Origin of the sequence: Bacillus sp. TH13, assembly GCF_016651175.1 — a bacterium.
GTDB classification, from domain to species: domain Bacteria; phylum Bacillota; class Bacilli; order Bacillales; family Bacillaceae_G; genus Bacillus_A; species Bacillus_A thuringiensis_S.
This window is the reverse complement of record NZ_JAEKEJ010000025.1, coordinates 4,389,621-4,408,321: the sequence shown is the minus strand read 5'-3', so window position 1 is coordinate 4,408,321 and position 18,701 is coordinate 4,389,621. Positions and strand designations below refer to the sequence as shown.

Here is an 18,701-nt window from a genome sequence, read left to right as displayed (position 1 = left end):
TGAAAAGATATAATTTAAATCATTTCTAACCAATTTTCTCTACTTTAAACAACATTATTGTTATATATTATAATTATAAGTTTTTAAATTTTGGAGGCGTTACATATTGCAGAAATTACTTTTTGACTAAATGGACAGTTATTATTTCTATTTTCATCATTTTCGGTACGATTTTCTATGTTACTAATATTAAAAATAACAACGAAAAAGCAACTGTAGAAACAGCGGAGACAAAATCTTTCAAAACTAAATTACAACCTAAAATTAATGAATTGACTACTAATTATAATGAAATCATCGAAAAAGATTGGTTGCCTGTCTGGGAAGAGATTAACACGAATGGGGATTCAGTAGATCGAAATAAACTATTAGTTACAATGAATGCTGTTTCCAAGCAGTATGAAACAATTATGGACGAAATAGACACACTTAAAATTGAAGAAAACATAACAGATATAGATATACAAAAACAACTAATTCAATTCACAACCCAGTTTAAATCCGCATCAAACTTCATGAAAAATGCAGCAAATTTTATTATAGACGGAGCAAATAACTCTACTCCAACCAATGAAACTATTGAAAAAACAAAACATGCTTTAGGACTTGCAGATCAACATATTGTCATCGCTTTATCTACTTTAAATGAAGTTGAAGATAAATTAGGACTTGCAAAAAAATAAAACTATTTACTATTTTAAAATAAAAAATGATTGCAATTCACAATTTGTCTGTCTATAATATTTTTATTGATTTACAATCAATGTGTTTATAAATTTTATAATTCGGATGAACCATTCAGGAGAAGGTCTATTGATCTACCGACGGGGCAAAAAGTTGTTATACCAACTTTGAAACTCTCAGGTCTTGGTTACAAGTAGAACTGCATGGGGACGAATCTCTGGAGAGACTCCCTCTCGCTTTCATAGGGCGCGGAGGAAAACGAGCACCGAAGGAGCAAATCCGCTACTTTAGCGGATAATCTCTCAGGTAAAAGGACAGAGACAAGCGAAAGAAAATGCCGATTTGTATCGGTTTATTTTTCTATCCCTTGTTTCTCCAGAGACCATTTCATTTACTTGAAGTGGTTTTTATTTTTTTCTAAAAAAGGAGAATACAGATGGAGACAGTAAGTAAAGTGTTAGAACAAATCAATCACTATGTGTGGGGACTACCAACGTTGTTGTTACTCGTTGGAACTGGTGTCATTCTCACAGTGCGTTTAAAAGGTTTACAGTTTAGTAAACTATTATACGCTCACAAACTAGCATTTAAAAAATCAGAAGATACCTCTTCTTCTGGAGATATTAGTCACTTCCAAGCACTTATGACAGCTATGGCCGCAACGATTGGTATGGGAAATATCGCTGGTGTTGCAACAGCTGTGACAATCGGTGGTCCCGGTGCAATCTTTTGGATGTGGATTACTGCTTTGTTCGGGATGGCAACAAAGTATGCCGAAGCAATTCTTGCGGTGAAATACCGTGTTAGTAATGAAAATGGCGAATATTCGGGTGGACCAATGTACTATTTAGAACGTGGTTTAGGAAAGAAATGGCTTGCTGTTTTATTCGCCATATTCGGTACAACTGCTTCTTTCGGTATCGGTAATATGGTGCAATCTAACTCAGTTGCAGAGGCAATGCGAATTAATTTCTCTTTCCCCCCTGCTCTAACTGGTATATTAATGTCGTTTTTAATCGCTATTGTTATTTTAGGCGGAGTTAAAAAAATCGGGAAAGTGACAGGATATATCGTTCCTATTAAAGCTTTCTTTTATATCATTGCTGGCCTTATTATTATTTTCTATCACTACGATCAAATTCCAGAAGCATTTTCACTTATTTTTTCTGGTGCATTTACTGGTACTGCAGCTGCTGGTGGTTTTATCGGAGCAACAGTTGCATCAGCTATTCAAATCGGAATGGCGCGCGGTGTATTTGCGAACGAGGCTGGTTTAGGGAGTGCCCCTATTGCCGCGGCGGCTGCAAAAACAGATTCACCTGCAAAGCAAGCATTAGTTTCTATGACCGGTACTTTTCTAGATACGTTTATTGTATGTACAATTACAGGACTTGTATTAATTACAACAGGTGCATGGAAATCAGGTAAAACTGGCGTTGAAGCTACAACACTTGCATTCCAATCTGTATTCGGTACTGCTGGTAGTATGATTCTCGGTATCGCAATTATTTTATTTGCCTACTCTACTATTTTAGGCTGGTCGTATTATGGAGAAAAATGTGTAGCTTATTTATTCGGAGAAAGTGCTGTTAAATATTATAAAGCAATCTTTATCATCATGATTGCTATTGGTGCGAATTTAAAATTAGGCATCGTATGGACATTTGCGGATATTGCAAATGGACTTATGGCAATTCCAAACTTAATTGGTCTAATTGGATTAAGTAGTATTGTTGTCGCTGAAACGAATCGCTTTTTACAAGCAGAGAAATTAAAAGAAAATCATAAAAAACAGGCAAGTTAATCAATAATAAAGGAATGACTCATACATAATGAGCATTCCTTTTTTCATCCCCTCTTTTACTTAATTACTATCATTAAAAATATATTTATATCAATGTTTACTCCTTTTTATTCCTCCAAAAGTTTTTCACATAAATGTCATAAATCGTATGGTCTAACTATATAGTTGAAAAGGAATGCGACATTAAAGAGTCGCTGAAAAACTCATCCAAGAAAAGGGAGGAAAAATCTTTTGAAAAACAAAATCATTGTTTTCCTATCTGTTTTATCGTTTATTATTGGTGGTTTCTTCTTTAACACAAATACTTCAAGCGCTGAAACATCATCTACTGATTACGTTCCTAACCAATTAATCGTTAAGTTCAAGCAAAATGCATCTTTAAGTAATGTGCAATCTTTTCATAAATCTGTCGGAGCTAATGTCTTATCTAAAGATGATAAGTTAGGTTTTGAAGTCGTTCAATTTTCAAAAGGTACTGTAAAAGAAAAAATAAAGAGTTATAAAAATAATCCAGATGTAGAATATGCAGAACCGAATTATTACGTTCACGCCTTTTGGACTCCAAACGACCCATATTTTAAAAATCAATATGGACTGCAAAAAATTCAAGCTCCACAAGCTTGGGATAGCCAACGAAGTGATCCTGGTGTAAAAGTAGCTATTATTGATACAGGAGTTCAAGGCTCACACCCTGATTTGGCTTCGAAAGTTATTTACGGGCATGATTATGTTGATAACGACAATACATCTGATGATGGTAATGGTCATGGTACACATTGTGCTGGAATTACTGGAGCACTTACAAATAACAGTGTCGGAATTGCTGGTGTTGCCCCACAAACTTCAATTTATGCCGTCCGCGTATTAGATAATCAAGGAAGTGGTACTCTTGATGCTGTAGCGCAAGGTATTCGAGAAGCTGCTGATTCGGGTGCAAAAGTAATTAGTTTGAGTTTAGGAGCTTCAAATGGTGGTATTGCATTACAACAAGCCGTTCAATATGCATGGAATAAAGGCTCTGTTATAGTTGCAGCTGCTGGAAATGCTGGAAATACAAAAGCTAATTACCCTGCTTATTACAGCGAAGTGATTGCAGTTGCTTCTACAGATCAATCAGATAAGAAATCTTCATTTTCTACTTATGGTAGCTGGGTAGATGTTGCAGCACCAGGTTCAAATATATACTCCACTTATAAAGGAAGCTCGTATCAATCATTAAGTGGTACTTCTATGGCAACACCTCATGTTGCAGGAGTCGCTGCTCTTTTAGCAAATCAAGGATATAGCAATACACAAATTCGCCAAATTATTGAGTCAACTTCTGATAAAATTAGCGGTACAGGTACGTACTGGAAAAATGGTAGAGTCAATGCATATAAGGCTGTACAATACGCTAAGCAATTACAAGAAAATAAAGCTTCTTAAGAAATAAAGTAAAACTTTAATTAGTCGATCTACCATGAATGCGGAATAAAGTGAAACTTTAATCAGTGGGGGTTTTACGGACAGTTCATCCCCCACCTAACTTCTTTGCTTCCGCTGAATTTTGAGGTGGGGGTCTTACTTCCCGGCAAATAGCGGGGTAAAATAGAAGGAGAGACTTCTATAATTAAAGCCTCTCCTTCTTACAAACTATATTACTCTCCCTGCTTTTTAACCATATGTAAATACAATACAAAATCCATCATTGTCGACGAATGACCAAGTTGACGAATCATCGCTGTTATATTTCCTCTATGATATGTACCATGATTTACGACATGTTGTACTAACTCTAAAATTGAAGTTTCTAATGCCCCTGCATATGGGTTCTCAATAGCAAATACAACATTCACGTCTTGTATTGTAATTAAAAAGTCTTTATATTGATTGGCCATGTTTTCAAACATTTTTTCTAATTCATGTAACGATTTAGTTTCAATTTGTTTTCGTAAATCTTCTCGGTCTTGTATTGCTTCATTCATACTTTTACCATGCAATATGCGTAACCACACTTGATCTGTAATATAAATATGCACAAAAGTATCCTTAATGGATGGGAATACACTCTGTATCTGCTCATTAAAAATTGTCTCATAGTTTGGTAACTCTTTTAATCGATTGAATAATCTAGTATTAGCCCAAGCATGGTAATCACACTGTTTTAATATATAATCTTTCAATTTATATTACCTCCTTATTGTATGAAACGAATGGTTTGTTTCTTCATTTCCGATTCTCTATCAGCCTTTGCAATCCCTTTTCCTTTCATTTCATGTTTATTTATCGTTTTATATTTTACATACGTATGAAATTCCGTTTGAAATGGAAATGGTGTAATCCGAATTGTTTCCTCGTCCACCCATTCAGCTTGAATAAGTTTCTCCTCCTTACTATTAAACATTTCTGTTCCTTCAAAACCATCTTTAAATAAATCAATTTCATCTTTCTTTTTTACACCAGGCTTATTCATACATACGTATAAAGAAAGTTCATCACAAAACTTTAATAATCTATAATGTTTATCAAACATCGCAAACTGTTCCTTTGTTAACGTTTTCAAAATTCTTTTTTGTCGTTCTAATTCATGTTTATAAAATGACATCATCTCTTCATCTTCCTCGTTTAGTGGAAATGATAAAAAATGTTTACTGCAAAGCAATGCCCCGTATGGATTAGAATTTTCAATTTCATTCAAACCAATCGTATAAAAAACAAAACGTAATGGGCTTGGACAATCCATAAATGTATATGGAATATTTTTAGCATCATTCAAAATTGGTACTTTATCAAGCTCTATCCATCCTCTGTCATGCTCATATATTGCATCAACTGTTTCTTTTAAATATGTTTTACCTTCAAATAAGTCCTCTTTTATATGCTTTGCAATCTCTCCAGCTAAAAAACCATGATCATGTTGACGAATTAATATACTTTCCTTCTCATTTTTTTCACGAAAAATCATTCGTATACTCCCCCTCATCCTCATACTTAAGCTTTTTATATGCATCGATTCTTAATTAATCCCTAAATAATAGAAGGGATTCAGTCTCTTGCAACGAAATTAACATAATTATATAGTATTCTTTCTAATCATAGTGATAGCTTTATCTTTACTATCTATTATACTAAAACATTCATTCCAAAAATTTTTTTATGAGGTGAAAACATGAACAAAACAGAATTAATTAAAAACGTAGCACAATCAGCTGATATTTCTCAAAAGGACGCTTCTGCAGCTGTACAATCCGTATTTGACACAATTGCTAATGCATTACAATCTGGCGATAAAGTTCAATTAATCGGATTTGGAACTTTTGAAGTACGCGAAAGATCTGCTCGTACAGGACGTAATCCGCAAACTGGCGAAGAAATTCAAATCGCAGCTGGTAAAGTTCCTGCATTTAAAGCAGGTAAAGAATTAAAAGAAGCTGTTAAATAAACAAGAAACCAGCCATTTTATAGGCTGGTTTCTTGTTTTTATTTAAGCAATTGCTTTATATTCTCTGCATGGTACACTTCACAAATATAAAATACACATTTGCAGTTACTTACAATTTGATACTTTCTAGTTGGATACACATTCGCTGTAACAGAACATCCATCAAACAATTCGATAATATTTCCAGATGGCTGATATCCTTCATATAATACGTTTCTTCTTACTTCCATCTTTTCTATAAGGTTTTCAACAGGAATATTTCCACTCTCTAATTCACTCTTTATTGCGTCCGGTAAAAACGAAGTGTCTGCAAAAATTAGATTTTCAGATAAAACCTTACCTTTATAACTAACATTAGATACACGGTAAAGAAATGTTCCATCTTTATCAAAGAAATTCTTTGCTTCTTTCGGAATGTACTGTCTACCAAGTGCCTCTTGTTCAAGAACATCAAACTGAACTGTATCATTTAAAAGCTTTTCTAAAGCGTGAATGGATGATGTATCTCCAGAAAATAAAATATTTTTAATTGCTTGTATATTATAAGTGAATTCATTCTTTCTATTTTCCGCCACTAACATGAGGAACACCTCTTCTATAATTTTTTTATTTAAGATTTAAAAGTGCTACCGCGTCTAATTGCGTAATTTCAGTCACTTCCTTACTGAATATTGCAACAGAAGCCATATAATCTAAACTAGGCCTTACATCTTCCATCATTGTATTATCTGCCAACTCTTGCTTATCCTTAAAAACTAACAATCTTGGAGGATTATTTGGAGCTGATACTGTAATATGTACTGGTGGAATCAATAGTCCTTCGCCTGTCGCTTTCAGCACCGCTTCTTTTCGAGTCCAATATGTTAAAAAACCTTCTATTTTCTGTTCATTTGGTAGTTTCATAACTTGCGCTATTTCAATGTCTGTTAATACACCTTCTGCCATTTTCATAACATCTACATTTGGATTCATTTGTTCTACATCTATGCCAACAGGTGCAGATTTTGTAAATGCAACGACAACCCACTCACCTGAATGCGAAACAGATAATTGCGGCATACCTTCTGGTAATTGTGGTCTACCATGTTGCAATTTACATACTGAACACATTCGATCAATTGGTACTTGGACTGGTGACATAGAAAGTATCTTGCCGAGAACTAATCTACTAATTACGCAACCTATTATAAAACGAGCTCGATCTGCCGAATGATGATACGAATTTGCTTTCTCTCGCTCTATATTATTTAGTAAATTGTAATGCCATGATTGTAAATCCGAAATTCTTGCCCACCATATTTGACAATCATTCTCATTCAAAGTTGGAATAGAATCTACAACTTTACTTTCTATCATGTAAACTCTCCTTTATGCAACGAATATCAATTTTCATAAAAAACCATACGTATATTGTTATTCATTGACAAGTACTTTCTCTTTTTCTGATACTGATAATGTTTTTTCTTTCTTCTTTGACATTACCTCTTTATCGGAAATACGTAAAGAAAATAGTAGTGCTATGAGCAAAAATATTGCTGATCCAATTAATGCTGCTTGATATGGTAAAAAATCGGATTGAACGTTATTACTTCCAAAACCAGCTAGTATACTAGCTAAAACAGCTACTCCTATTGCTGAACCTAATCGATTTTGCACATTGAATATAGTAGTCGCTCTCCCCATAGAAGGCGGCGTGATATTGTTAAAGGCAGAAAATTGAACCGCACCGACAGATTGACCTAAGAAAATACCGATGCCAAACAATAATGCCCGGATTTGCCACGGATTCGTATCGTGATTTACAAAACTTAATAAAATAAAGATAACCGCGGTACAAATTAATCCAATAGAAATTACCTTTCGGGCTCCTAATTTCTTATATGACCATGGCACAATTTGTGAAGAAATCATTAATCCAATCGCCTCTGGAAATGTCGTAAGTCCTGATTCCAGCGCGGAAACTCCTATCACATTTTGATACATAAGTGGAAAAACAAATAACATTCCTAATAAACCAGCTGATGAAAATAATGATATAATGCTCATCTTTCTAAATACTGGTTCTTTTAATAAGCGTAAATCTAACATCGGTTGCTTTACTTTCAGTTCTACGATTATAAACAACGCAATGAATACAATCCCAGCTACCCCGGTACTCATAATTTCTGGAGAAATCCACCCTTTTGATGGTCCCTGGCTGAGTGCATATATGAGCATCGCAAATCCTGGTGCTGATAAAATAAAACCGAGAGAATCAAAGCGACCAGCTAATTTTTCAACATGCTCTGCTAAAAATAGAAGTCCAAATAGCAATGCAACGATTCCAAACGGTAGATTAATATAAAATGCCCAACGCCAAGACATTTGATCTACAAAGAAACCACCGATGATAGGACCAACTGCTGGTGCTACAGCAATTGGAAGTACAATGAACCGGGAAATCTTCGGTCTTTCCTCTGGTGAAAATGTTCGAAATAACATCGCCATTCCGACCGGTGTTAAAAGCCCTCCACCAGCACCTTGAATGATACGGAAAATATTCAATGAAGTAATATCGTTAGCCATTCCGCATAAAGCAGAAGCGATTGTAAATACGAAAAGAGCAATTAAAAATACTCTTTTCGTCCCAAAATGATCTCCTAACCAACCAGAAATCGGAAGGAAAACAGCTAAACTAACTAAATACCCAACATTAACCGTCCCCATTGCAGATGCAGGTACTTGTAGTTCTCTACTTATCGTTTGCAGTGCTACATTTACAATCGTTGCGTCCATCGCAGCCATAAACATCGCAGTTATATACACGATACTTACAACTACTTTTGGATTTAGTTTTGCTTTCATTATCGTTTTCCTGCTAATGTTTTTTCGCGAACCTGATTACTTTTTGGATTCAAATCTTTCCAGTTATATTCAACATATTCTAAGCAGCTCTGCCTACTAGCTTCTTCATATACGACATTCCAGCCAATAGGTACATCGAGAAAAGCAGGCCAGAGAGAATACTGGCCCTCCTCATTTATTAATACTTTATATGCGTAATTATCATTTTCAAATGGATTCGTCATACTCTACTTACCCCTTTCTTATTCTGCAAATATTTCGCTAATACTTGTCCAATTTCCGTGAGTGGACCTGGCTGACATAGATCTTTATGTCTACAATCAATATCGTGCTGCACAATTTGTCCGTCTAAATAATTTAGCCACGTATTTGGAGAAATAGGATCAAACCAATCTGGTATAACAGTAGATCTAAAGAATAAGATATCTCCGTTATAAACTTTCGGTACATATTTCCCTAACAACCCTACTGAATTTACATATGTTTCTTTCAAGTTCAATATAGTCTCTTCTTCAAGACTTGCTAATGCGCTTCCATCTTTACGAAGGATTTCAACTGCACTTTCCATTGTAAGTGGTTTACCATCCATGTTATCTGGGTCATATCCGCCTAAAGCAAGTAATGCTATTAACGCTTCCTCTTCAGTAGGCGCTTCCGTATTCGGTAAGAAGTGTCCAGGATAAGAATCAAGCATAACGAGTAATTCTACTTCTTCCCCTTCATTTTGTAGTTGCGCCGCCATTGCATGCACAACATTTCCTCCAAGCGACCAGCCTAGTAAACGATATGGTCCATGAGGCTGTACTTCACGAACGTGTTTCAAGTAATCCGCCGCCATCTCCTCTAAAGTTTTTGGAAGTTCTTCATTTTTAGCAATACCACGTGCTTGTACACCATAGATTGGATAATCTGTTCCTAAAGATTTCATAAGTCCTGCATAGCACCAACTTAATCCACCTGCTGGATGTACACAAAATAGTGGTAATTGATCCCCGCTTGCTCGTAATGGAAGCAACACATCAAGTGCACTTTGACCATTCCCCATCTCAAGTCTTTCAGCTAACCCTGCAACAGTCGGTGCTGCAAATAAAGTGCCAATGTTTAGTTCCACTCCAAGCGCCTCTTTAATGCGGCTCATAAGCTGCACTGCAAGGAGTGAATGCCCACCAAGATCAAAGAATCCGTCATCAATTCCAATTTGTGGTACACTTAGCACTTCTGTAAACAAGTCACATAACATTTCTTCTTGCGGTGTTCTTGGACCACGACTAGAAGATGATGCGATAAATTCTGGAGCTGGCAATGCCTTTCTATCTAATTTACCGTTTGGAGTTAAAGGTAACTCATTTACTACTACAAAAGCGTATGGAACCATATAATCTGGTAAACTACCACTAGCAAACTGACGCATTTCATTCGTATCAATCTCTTCTTCATTTGATGCGACGATATAAGAAACTAACCGTTTATCCCCTGGTTGATCTTCCCGTACAATAACGGCTACTTGCTCAACTTTAGGGTGCTTCATTATGACTGCTTCTATTTCTCCTAATTCAATTCGGAATCCACGAATTTTTATTTGATGATCTGCACGTCCTATATAATCTAGCGTCCCATCTTTACGCCAGCGAGCTAAGTCTCCTGTACGATACATTCTTGTACCTGGCTTGCCAAATGGATCTGCGATAAAGCGTTCAGCCGTTAATCCTGCTCTTCCTAAATATCCACGCGCAAGCCCTGCACCTGCAACATACATTTCTCCAACTACTCCAGGTGGCACTGGTTGTAAATAGTTGTCTAACACATACACTTTAAGGTCAGGTATACTGCACCCAATTAAACTATTTGCTCGTAAAGAGACGATAGTTTCATCTAATTCAATATAACTAACATGTACTGTCGTCTCCGTAATACCGTACATATTAATAAGCTTTGGTGCATTATGAGGATGTCGACTATACCAATCTTCTAAGCGACTTAGCTCAAGTGCTTCTCCTCCAAAAACAACATATCGTAAAGATAATTTTTGGCCAATCTCTTCATTTTCACGATCTGCTTGCATCAATTGATAGAACGCTGATGGAGTTTGATTTAAAACCGTAACCTTTTCTTTAACAAGAAGCTGTAAAAATTCTTTCGGCGAGCGACTTACAGTATGTGGCACTACAACTAAACGCCCTCCGTATAATAAAGGTCCCCAAATTTCCCAAACCGAGAAATCAAAAGCGTATGAATGGAACATCGTCCAAACATCGTTTCCGTCAAACTGGAACCAATGATCAGTTGCCCCTAAAAGTCTTACTACATTTTGATGAGGTATCATAACGCCTTTCGGTCTACCCGTTGAGCCTGATGTATAAATAACGTAAGCAATATGTGATGGAGATAATGGCTTAATTCGTTCCACTTCATCAATATTGTCTTCACTATATTTCTCAACTTCTGCTATTACTTTCACATCATCAACTAAAACTTTTAGTGCCTCGTCACATTCAATTTCCACTTCTGAATTCGTTAAAACACATGATGGTTTCGCATCGTGTAGCATAAATGAAATACGATCTGCTGGGTAATCTGGATCTAACGGAAGGTATCCAGCACCAGCTTTAAGAACAGCTAATAAGCTTACCACCATGTTTAATGATCTTGGCATCGCTAAAGCAACGAGTTGATCAGGACCAATCCCTTTTGCTACTAGGAATCGAGCTATTTTATTTGCTTTTCTATTTAACTCTTCATAAGTTAATTTCTTATCTTCAAAGACAACAGCAATAGAATTTGGATTTATATGAGACTGTTTTTCAAATAATTGTGGCAATGTCATTTCTGGTGCAATTTGAAAACCACCATTCCACTTTTCTAATACTGTATTTTTCTCTGCTAAAGTTAATATTTCTAATCTGCCAATGGATTGATCCGGATTTGTCGCCGCATCATCTAATAACAAAATGAATCGTTCTATTAGTTTTTGAACCGTTTCACGTTTATATAAATCGGTACTAAACTCTAGTAATCCATGTAAACCGTTCGGAGTACCATCAACCCCGTTACTCTCACTAATTTCAAATGTTAAATCAAATTTTGCAGAACCGACGCTTTGAATTTCAAGGCTCGCTTCTAAATCTGGTACATTAAACGTTGCTTCTGGTGTATTTTGAAAAGCTAACATAACTTGAAACAACGGGTGGCTGTTTCGAGTACGTACTGGATTTAACACTTCAACAAGCCTTTCAAATGGAACATCTTGATTTTCATAAGCTGTAAGATTTACCTGCTTCACTCTATTTAATAATTCTTTAAAACTTGGATCTCCTGAAGTATTTGTACGTAACACTAATGTATTTACAAATAAACCAACAATATCTGAAAGTACATCATCATTTCTTCCAGCAATCGGACTTCCAATTGGTATATCAGTGCCTGCACCTAATCTTGTAAATAGTGCACTAAGCCCTGCTTGTAACACCATAAACAAACTAACTCCATTTTTACGTGCAAGCTCTACTAACCTACTATGCATACCTTCATCTATATGAAAATGAATTGTTTCCCCGCGGTAACTCGTCTCAATTGGACGCTGGAAATCTGTAGGTAACTCCATTTGATCTGGTAAACCTTTAAGTTCTTCTTTCCAAAAATCTAATTGTGTTGAAATAAGACTCTCTGGTGTCGTTTCATCACCTAGCAATTGCTGTTGCCAAAGTGCATAATCTGCGTATTGAACTGGAAGTGTCTCCAGCTGAACTCTGTCACCTTGACATCGTGCCTTATACGCCGCTGTAAAATCTCTCGTTAACGGCTGTAATGACCAGCCATCACCTACAATATGATGTAATAGAATTAATAATACATGTTCGTTTTCACTCACTGTAAAAAGTTGCAAACGAACTGCCGGCTCAATATCGAGGTTAAAACTATATCTTACCGCCTCTGAAAGTACACTTTCTAATTCATCTTTACATGTTTTTGTTATAATCATTTCTAGATTTAAGTTTTCCATATCTAAAATTTTCTGATAGGAACTACCTAATACGTTAGGGAAAATTGTTCTAAGTGTTTCATGTTTCTCAACTACATCATAAAAAGCACCTTGTAATGCTTCCTCATTCAATATTCCATTCATGCGAATGACTAGCGGAATATTATAAGTAGGACTTGGACCTTCTAAACAATTTAAGAACCATAACCTGCGCTGTGCAAATGAAAGTGGAACTTCATTTGGCCTACTTGCTTTCTGAATAGCTGGTCTTGCACTTTTTGCATGGTTTAATTGTTTCGCCAGTTCGGCAACAGTTGGTGATTCAAATAGTTTCCCGATACCTAATTCCATACTTAACGTTTCACGAATTCTTGCCATTAAACGAGATGCAAGAAGGGAATGTCCACCCATTTCAAAGAAATTATCATCAATACTAATTCGAGAAACACCAAGTACTTCTGCAAATAAATCACATAATATTTCTTCTTTCGGATTTCTAGCAACCCTCTCATTGTTCATTCCATTAAAATCAGGCGCAGGTAATTTCTTTCTGTCAACCTTACCATTTGGCGTTAATGGTAATTCTTCTAGCACAACAAATGCCGATGGTATCATATAATTCGCTAAACTTTCTGAAACATAAGAACGAATTTCTGAAAGATTAATCGGTTCCTTTTCTTCTGCAATGATATATGCAATGATGCGTTTATCATTTGGGCGATCTTCTCGTACCATTACTACCGCTTGTTGAATATTTTCATGTCGTTGTAATACCGTTTCAATTTCAGCTAATTCAATTCGGAATCCACGAATTTTAATTTGATGATCTGCGCGACTAATGTACTCTAACGCACCATCACTACGCCATTTCACAAGATCTCCTGTACGGTACATGCGCTTCCCTGATTCTCCATAAGGATTTGCAACAAACCGTTCAGCTGTTAACTCAGGTTTTCCTAAATATCCGCTTGCAAGTCCTTCCCCTGCAATATATAATTCACCAATAACTCCAGATGGAACTGGTTGTAACCCTGCATCCAATACATACACTTCTGTATTGGAAATTGGCTTTCCAATAGGAGGTATACCCTTTTCACTTTCATCAATGTTCATGAAAGTAGACCAAATCGTCGTTTCAGTTGGTCCATATAAATTAGTTATTGAGCAACCTAATTCTTTTAATTTATTTGCTAAATGCGCTGGAAGAGCTTCACCACCAACAAGTATATTTAGCCCTTGTAGCTTCTCTGGATAATCAGTTACTAACGCCTGCCAAAGCGTCGGTGTAGCCTGCATAATGGTCACTCTTTCTTCTTGCAAAAGTGTCGTTAATGCAGAAGGCTCTTGTATGTCTTCTTTTTGCGCAATTGTTAAACTTGCACCACTAATAAGAGGTAAATAAATTTCTAGAGCAGAAATATCAAACGCAAAAGTTGTAACTGCTAATAAATGATCATTTTCATTTAACGAAAACTTTTGTTGCATAGCCATTAAAAAGTTACTTAAACCTCTCATAGGAACAATTACACCTTTTGGGTTTCCTGTTGAGCCTGAAGTATATATTGTATAGGCTGGGTTTAAAAGTGATACATCATTCTTACATGCTATATTCATACGAGAATATGTATATAACGCTAGTTTTGTTTCTTCGCCATCTAATACAATTTTTTTCATACCATTTTCTATAACTAACTTAGATGAAACAGATGAATGTGTTATGATACAAACTGGTTTTGCATCATCTACTATATAATTAACTCTTTCTGCTGGGTATTCTGGATCTATTGGTAAATATGCTGCACCAGCCTTTAAGACTGCTAGCATACTAACTACCATTTCTATTGATCTAGGGAATACTAAAGCTACAAACTGATTTGGTCGTATTCCTTCTTCTACTAAATAATGTGCTAGTTCATTCGCTCGTTCATTTAGCTCTTTATACGTAAGGTTTATACCGTCACAAGTAATCGCTAGTTTATTTGGATTTTTTTGCACTTGTTTTTCAAATGATATAGGTAGACTGATTAACTCATCATCTTCCTTCGTCTCATTCCATTCCAATAAAACTTTATGATTTTCTTCAGGCAGAGTAATGTTTATTTTTCCAATCGACTCGTTTTTCTCATAATTCTTTATTACTGATTCAAATAGATTCATAAATCTTTCTTTATGCAATGCTAGCTCCGCGCCATTATATACTTCGGGATTCGCATCAAAATGAATCATTAGCTCATTTTGATCAAAACGTTTATATACATTTATTGATAAATCATCTACAGGTCCTGCTGATAAGTTATGCGTAATACCACGATTTCCAGCAAAATTAAGCCCGTAATCAAAAGGCATGACATTCACTAACGGTCCAAACAACCTTTGATTTTCACCTAGTAACTTTAAGTCTCTTCTTAATTCCTCATGACGGTATTTATGATGACGACGTACATCTCGGATTTCTTTAGAAACTTGCTGCAATAATTCCGCAAGAGTTATATTTGGAGTTACAGTGAGACGCAGTGGTACTAAATTCATTACCATACTTGGTGTATGAATAGATACAGAACCTAGACGCCCCATCATCGGTAAACCTAAAACAATATCATTTTCACCTGTTAATTTATGCATATAAATACTTGTTACAGCGACAATGAATTCCGGCCAACTTGTTAACGAAATATTGATATCTTCTAGTAAAGTTTTCGTGCTAGAACTAGATAAATAAGCTGTTTCTCGTGAAAAGCCATTTGATGTTCTCGGTGCTCGTTCTGCCAAACTTACAACTTCTGGTTCATCTGCAAACTTTTCTAACCAAAAAGTACGATCTTCCTGAAATTGTTTAGACTCACGATACTCAATATCTTCTTGTACAACTTTTGTAAGAGAACCAAATGGCTTTTCATTCTTGTTTGTTTCTTCTATAAGTGATGTATACTCATTCGCTACCTTTTGGCTAAGAAGTGAAAAGCCATAGCCATCCATCACAATGTGATGGATGCGCTGATACCAAAAGAAACGATTATTTTCAACTTGAATAAGTGCTTCCGTAAATAAAATATCTTTTTTCAAATCGACGGGCATAGATAAATCATTTTTCATCCATACTTTAGCAGCTTCTTCAGGGTTTTCTTCTTTACGAACGTCAATAAAATGCATATAAAACTGTGATTCTTCAATAACTTGCCATGGGCCAATTTCATCCTCTTCGAAGCGAACATGAAGTGCTTCTGCTTCTATTACAACTTTACGTACAGCTAATTCGAAAATTTCTTGATGAATATTTCCGTTTATTTCTACATATTCCCCAGTATTATAAATTGGGTTAAGCGGATCTAATTGTTGCGCAAACCACATACCAGACTGCGCAGATGATAACGAATGACGAATCTTTTGACTGTTAGGCATTCTTTACTACCCCTTTATTATGTAGTCTATTTGTTACAGCACCTGTGCTGTTTGTGAAGATAGTAAACTGTACCAACCTGAAACAGTTGGACGTTCTGCTAAATCTGCAAAAGTGATTTCTTTCCCTTCACGACGCCACTTCTCTACTAAACTCATAATTCTGACCGAATCAAGCCCTCTATTTAATAAGTCCTCATCAATATCAATACTCTCTACTGGCTCACGAAGTAGTTGTGCAACTAGTTCATGCACTTCCTGTATAGTGATTCCTTCACTCTCATCACCTTTTACACTTTGTAAATCTTTTAACAGTAGGTTTGTTGATGTCGTTACTGCACATCTATTAGATGCATACTCCAATGCTTGTTTATGATGCTCTAGTGAAAAATCAGCAACTGCATCTGCTACAAAGAACGGTTCTATACCATCCATAAACGCTTCACAAGCTGTTAAAAGACAGCCAATATGCGCATAAATACCGCAAATAATAAGTTGATCTCTTCCATGTTCGTTTAAAATTTCTAATAGATTTGTCTTTTTAAATGCACTATATCTCCATTTTGTTAGGAATATATCATCTTCATCAGGAATAAGTTCATCAACAATTTTCTTTTTATCTGGTCCAGCAGGAATACCGTCACCCCAAAAGTCTTGTAATAAACCTCGTTGTTCTAACGTTTGCCCACCAGGTTGTGCTGTATAAACAACTGGTATACCAAGTTCCTTACATTTTTCTCTTATCATTTTAATATTTGAAATAAGTTCTACTTTTGGTGATTCTTTATCGCTATATGCATCAAGAAAATATTCTTGCATGTCATGAATTAAAAGTACTGCACGTTTCGGATCTGGTGTCCAATTCACTTTATTTTTTGGTAGTTCTGATTCAATTGGCATTTTATATACTGAAATAGATGGGATAGCCATCTAATCACTTCCTTCCGGTTTTTATTATTGTTTTACTGTAATAAGTTTTTCAGCAATGACTTTACGTAGTTCTTTTTTGCTGACTTTTCCGACTCCTGTTTGCGGGAATGATTCAATAAATTCAATTCGATCTGGAATTTTATAAGCCGCTATACCACGTTCTCTTAAAAACATTTTTAATTCACTTACAGTTGGAACTTGTCCGCGAGCTATAACAAAAGCACAGGTGCGTTCACCTAAATAATCGTCAGGCATAGATACAATTGCTACGTCATGAACCGCATCGTGTGCTAATAGATGATTTTCAACTTCTTCCGCAGCAACTTTCTCACCACCACGGTTAATTTGATCTTTATCTCTTCCTTCTACAATGATGTATCCTTGTTCATTTACTTTTACAAGATCTCCTGTACGATAAAATCCATCCTTTGTAAATGATCGTGCATTATGCTCTTCGGCTTTATAGTAACCACGAATTGTATATGGACCTCGTGTTAATAAACTACCTACTTCGCCAGGTTTTACATCGTTGTCATTTTCATCAACAACTCGTACTTCATCGAGTGCAGACATTGGTCTACCTTGTGTATGAATAATAATTTCTTCCGGATCGTCTAATCTTGTATAGTTCACTAATCCTTCCGCCATACCGAATACTTGCTGTAACGTACATCCAAATGTAGGGCGTATACGTTTTGCAACCTCAGCACTAAACTTAGCACCACCTACTTGAATAACCTCTAGGCTCGATAAATCGGCATTACGAGAAGATACAGCATCAAGCCAAATCATTGCTAATGGCGGAACGAGCGCTGTAATTGTAACTTTTTCTTTTTCGATAAGAGCAAATGCCTCATCTGGGCTACCACCAGTTGCCAATACCACTTTTCCACCCGCATAGAAAGTTCCAAATGTTCCTGGAGAACTCATTGGATAATTGTGTGCTACTGGAAGAACTGTCATATAGACGCTTTCTGCATTCAAATTACAAATTTCAGCGCTAACACGTAAACTATAAATATAGTCATCATGTGTTCTAGGAATTAATTTAGAAAGACCTGTTGTCCCTCCTGATAATTGGAGAAATGCAACATCACTTGGCTGAACTTCTGGCAATGAGATGGGATCCATATACAGATCATTTATGTTCACAAACTCTTCCTCTTCTCCCACTACAATTACATGTTGTAAAGTTGGCACTTTCTCTTTCACTTCTCTTGCTAGTTTTCGATAATCAAAACCGAGGGCCTTATCTGAAATAACATAAGCGCTCGCCTCACCAAACTCACAAAAATAACTAATTTCACTGCTTCGATGTGAAGGCAGTGCAAAGACAGGAAGCGCTCCAATTCGAAATAGTGCAAAACATATTTCGAAAAACTCGATAATGTTAGGTAACTGGATTACAACTCTGTCCTCTTTCTTTATTCCTAAATTCAGTAAACCTGCTGCTAAACGATCTACCTTTTTATCAAGTTCACTGTACGTTACATGCGTCTTACCGCTTACAACCGCGATTTGATCTCCATATTTCTCAGCTCGCTCTCTTAACACTCCTCCAAATGTTTCACCAAGCCAACACCCTTCTTCTCGATAACGATTGGCAAATTCTTTTGGCCATTCCGTATAACCTACTAGCATTC

The 18,701-nt window shown here is 36.0% G+C and carries 13 protein-coding genes and 1 riboswitch; of the genes, 4 read left to right on the top strand and 9 right to left on the bottom strand.

All coding sequences use genetic code 11. The features are described 5' to 3' along the window. Nucleotides 1-122: 122 nt before the first annotated feature. From JFU02_RS31095 to JFU02_RS31085, 3 genes are all read left to right on the top strand, one after another. Nucleotides 123-683: a hypothetical protein gene (locus JFU02_RS31095; protein WP_003306986.1), complete on the top strand. Its 561-nt coding sequence runs from the start codon at nucleotides 123-125 to the stop codon at nucleotides 681-683. Between the two features lie 208 nt (nucleotides 684-891). Beyond that, a riboswitch (glycine riboswitch) is annotated at nucleotides 892-1,012 on the top strand. 108 nt (nucleotides 1,013-1,120) lie between these two features. Next, on the top strand, nucleotides 1,121-2,488 hold the full coding sequence (locus JFU02_RS31090) for an alanine/glycine:cation symporter family protein (protein WP_061667002.1): 1,368 nt from the start codon (nucleotides 1,121-1,123) through the stop codon (nucleotides 2,486-2,488). Between the two features lie 231 nt (nucleotides 2,489-2,719). Then, complete coding sequence (locus tag JFU02_RS31085; RefSeq protein WP_201072100.1) at nucleotides 2,720-3,913, top strand: S8 family peptidase; 1,194 nt, start codon at nucleotides 2,720-2,722, stop codon at nucleotides 3,911-3,913. Nucleotides 3,914-4,125: 212 nt separating this feature from the next. Here the strand turns inward: JFU02_RS31085 and JFU02_RS31080 are convergent, their stop codons facing one another. Further along, nucleotides 4,126-4,650: a DinB family protein gene (locus JFU02_RS31080; protein ID WP_061667001.1), complete on the bottom strand. Its 525-nt coding sequence runs from the start codon at nucleotides 4,648-4,650 to the stop codon at nucleotides 4,126-4,128. Between the two features lie 14 nt (nucleotides 4,651-4,664). Continuing rightward, nucleotides 4,665-5,432 carry a DUF3891 family protein gene (locus tag JFU02_RS31075; RefSeq protein WP_000577300.1) on the bottom strand — a complete coding sequence of 256 codons (768 nt, stop codon included), beginning with the start codon at nucleotides 5,430-5,432 and terminating at the stop codon, nucleotides 4,665-4,667. A 204-nt stretch (nucleotides 5,433-5,636) separates the two neighbouring features. Here JFU02_RS31075 and JFU02_RS31070 point away from each other — a divergent pair, with 204 nt between their 5' ends. After that, on the top strand, nucleotides 5,637-5,909 hold the full coding sequence (locus JFU02_RS31070; protein ID WP_001043905.1) for an HU family DNA-binding protein: 273 nt from the start codon (nucleotides 5,637-5,639) through the stop codon (nucleotides 5,907-5,909). A 38-nt stretch (nucleotides 5,910-5,947) separates the two neighbouring features. Here JFU02_RS31070 and JFU02_RS31065 read toward each other — a convergent pair whose 3' ends face one another. The 7 genes from JFU02_RS31065 to JFU02_RS31035 are packed head-to-tail and all read right to left on the bottom strand — an operon-like array spanning nucleotide 5,948 to nucleotide 18,699. Next, the gene (locus tag JFU02_RS31065; RefSeq protein WP_000959121.1) at nucleotides 5,948-6,490 is read right to left on the bottom strand and encodes a hypothetical protein; all 543 of its coding nucleotides are present in this window, start codon (nucleotides 6,488-6,490) and stop codon (nucleotides 5,948-5,950) included. Between the two features lie 25 nt (nucleotides 6,491-6,515). Continuing rightward, on the bottom strand, nucleotides 6,516-7,265 hold the full coding sequence (gene sfp / locus JFU02_RS31060; RefSeq protein WP_000573013.1) for a 4'-phosphopantetheinyl transferase Sfp: 750 nt from the start codon (nucleotides 7,263-7,265) through the stop codon (nucleotides 6,516-6,518). Between the two features lie 57 nt (nucleotides 7,266-7,322). Further along, complete coding sequence (locus JFU02_RS31055) at nucleotides 7,323-8,753, bottom strand: MDR family MFS transporter (RefSeq protein ID WP_061667000.1); 1,431 nt, start codon at nucleotides 8,751-8,753, stop codon at nucleotides 7,323-7,325. Continuing rightward, nucleotides 8,753-8,977, bottom strand: a complete 225-nt coding sequence (locus JFU02_RS31050) for an MbtH family protein (protein WP_061666999.1) — start codon at nucleotides 8,975-8,977, stop codon at nucleotides 8,753-8,755. The genes JFU02_RS31055 and JFU02_RS31050 overlap by 1 nt, the downstream gene beginning before the upstream one ends. Further along, nucleotides 8,974-16,131 (bottom strand): amino acid adenylation domain-containing protein, encoded by a 7,158-nt coding sequence (locus tag JFU02_RS31045; RefSeq protein ID WP_086406115.1) that lies wholly within the window; start codon nucleotides 16,129-16,131, stop codon nucleotides 8,974-8,976. The genes JFU02_RS31050 and JFU02_RS31045 overlap by 4 nt, the downstream gene beginning before the upstream one ends. Before the next feature lie 33 nt (nucleotides 16,132-16,164). Beyond that, nucleotides 16,165-17,058, bottom strand: coding sequence for an isochorismatase family protein (locus JFU02_RS31040; protein ID WP_098867658.1), 894 nt, complete (start codon nucleotides 17,056-17,058; stop codon nucleotides 16,165-16,167). 24 nt (nucleotides 17,059-17,082) lie between these two features. Next, complete coding sequence (locus JFU02_RS31035; protein WP_061666997.1) at nucleotides 17,083-18,699, bottom strand: (2,3-dihydroxybenzoyl)adenylate synthase; 1,617 nt, start codon at nucleotides 18,697-18,699, stop codon at nucleotides 17,083-17,085. Nucleotides 18,700-18,701: the final 2 nt, after the last annotated feature.

Coding starts and splice junctions, on each gene's coding strand:
- sfp (WP_000573013.1), bottom strand. CDS start 7,265: ATGATAGAAAGTAAAGTTGTAGATTCTATTCCAACTTTGAATGAGAAT.
- JFU02_RS31070 (WP_001043905.1), top strand. CDS start 5,637: ATGAACAAAACAGAATTAATTAAAAACGTAGCACAATCAGCTGATATT.
- JFU02_RS31040 (WP_098867658.1), bottom strand. CDS start 17,058: ATGGCTATCCCATCTATTTCAGTATATAAAATGCCAATTGAATCAGAA.
- JFU02_RS31090 (WP_061667002.1), top strand. CDS start 1,121: ATGGAGACAGTAAGTAAAGTGTTAGAACAAATCAATCACTATGTGTGG.
- JFU02_RS31050 (WP_061666999.1), bottom strand. CDS start 8,977: ATGACGAATCCATTTGAAAATGATAATTACGCATATAAAGTATTAATA.
- JFU02_RS31055 (WP_061667000.1), bottom strand. CDS start 8,753: ATGAAAGCAAAACTAAATCCAAAAGTAGTTGTAAGTATCGTGTATATA.
- JFU02_RS31075 (WP_000577300.1), bottom strand. CDS start 5,432: ATGATTTTTCGTGAAAAAAATGAGAAGGAAAGTATATTAATTCGTCAA.
- JFU02_RS31035 (WP_061666997.1), bottom strand. CDS start 18,699: ATGCTAGTAGGTTATACGGAATGGCCAAAAGAATTTGCCAATCGTTAT.
- JFU02_RS31045 (WP_086406115.1), bottom strand. CDS start 16,131: ATGCCTAACAGTCAAAAGATTCGTCATTCGTTATCATCTGCGCAGTCT.
- JFU02_RS31065 (WP_000959121.1), bottom strand. CDS start 6,490: ATGTTAGTGGCGGAAAATAGAAAGAATGAATTCACTTATAATATACAA.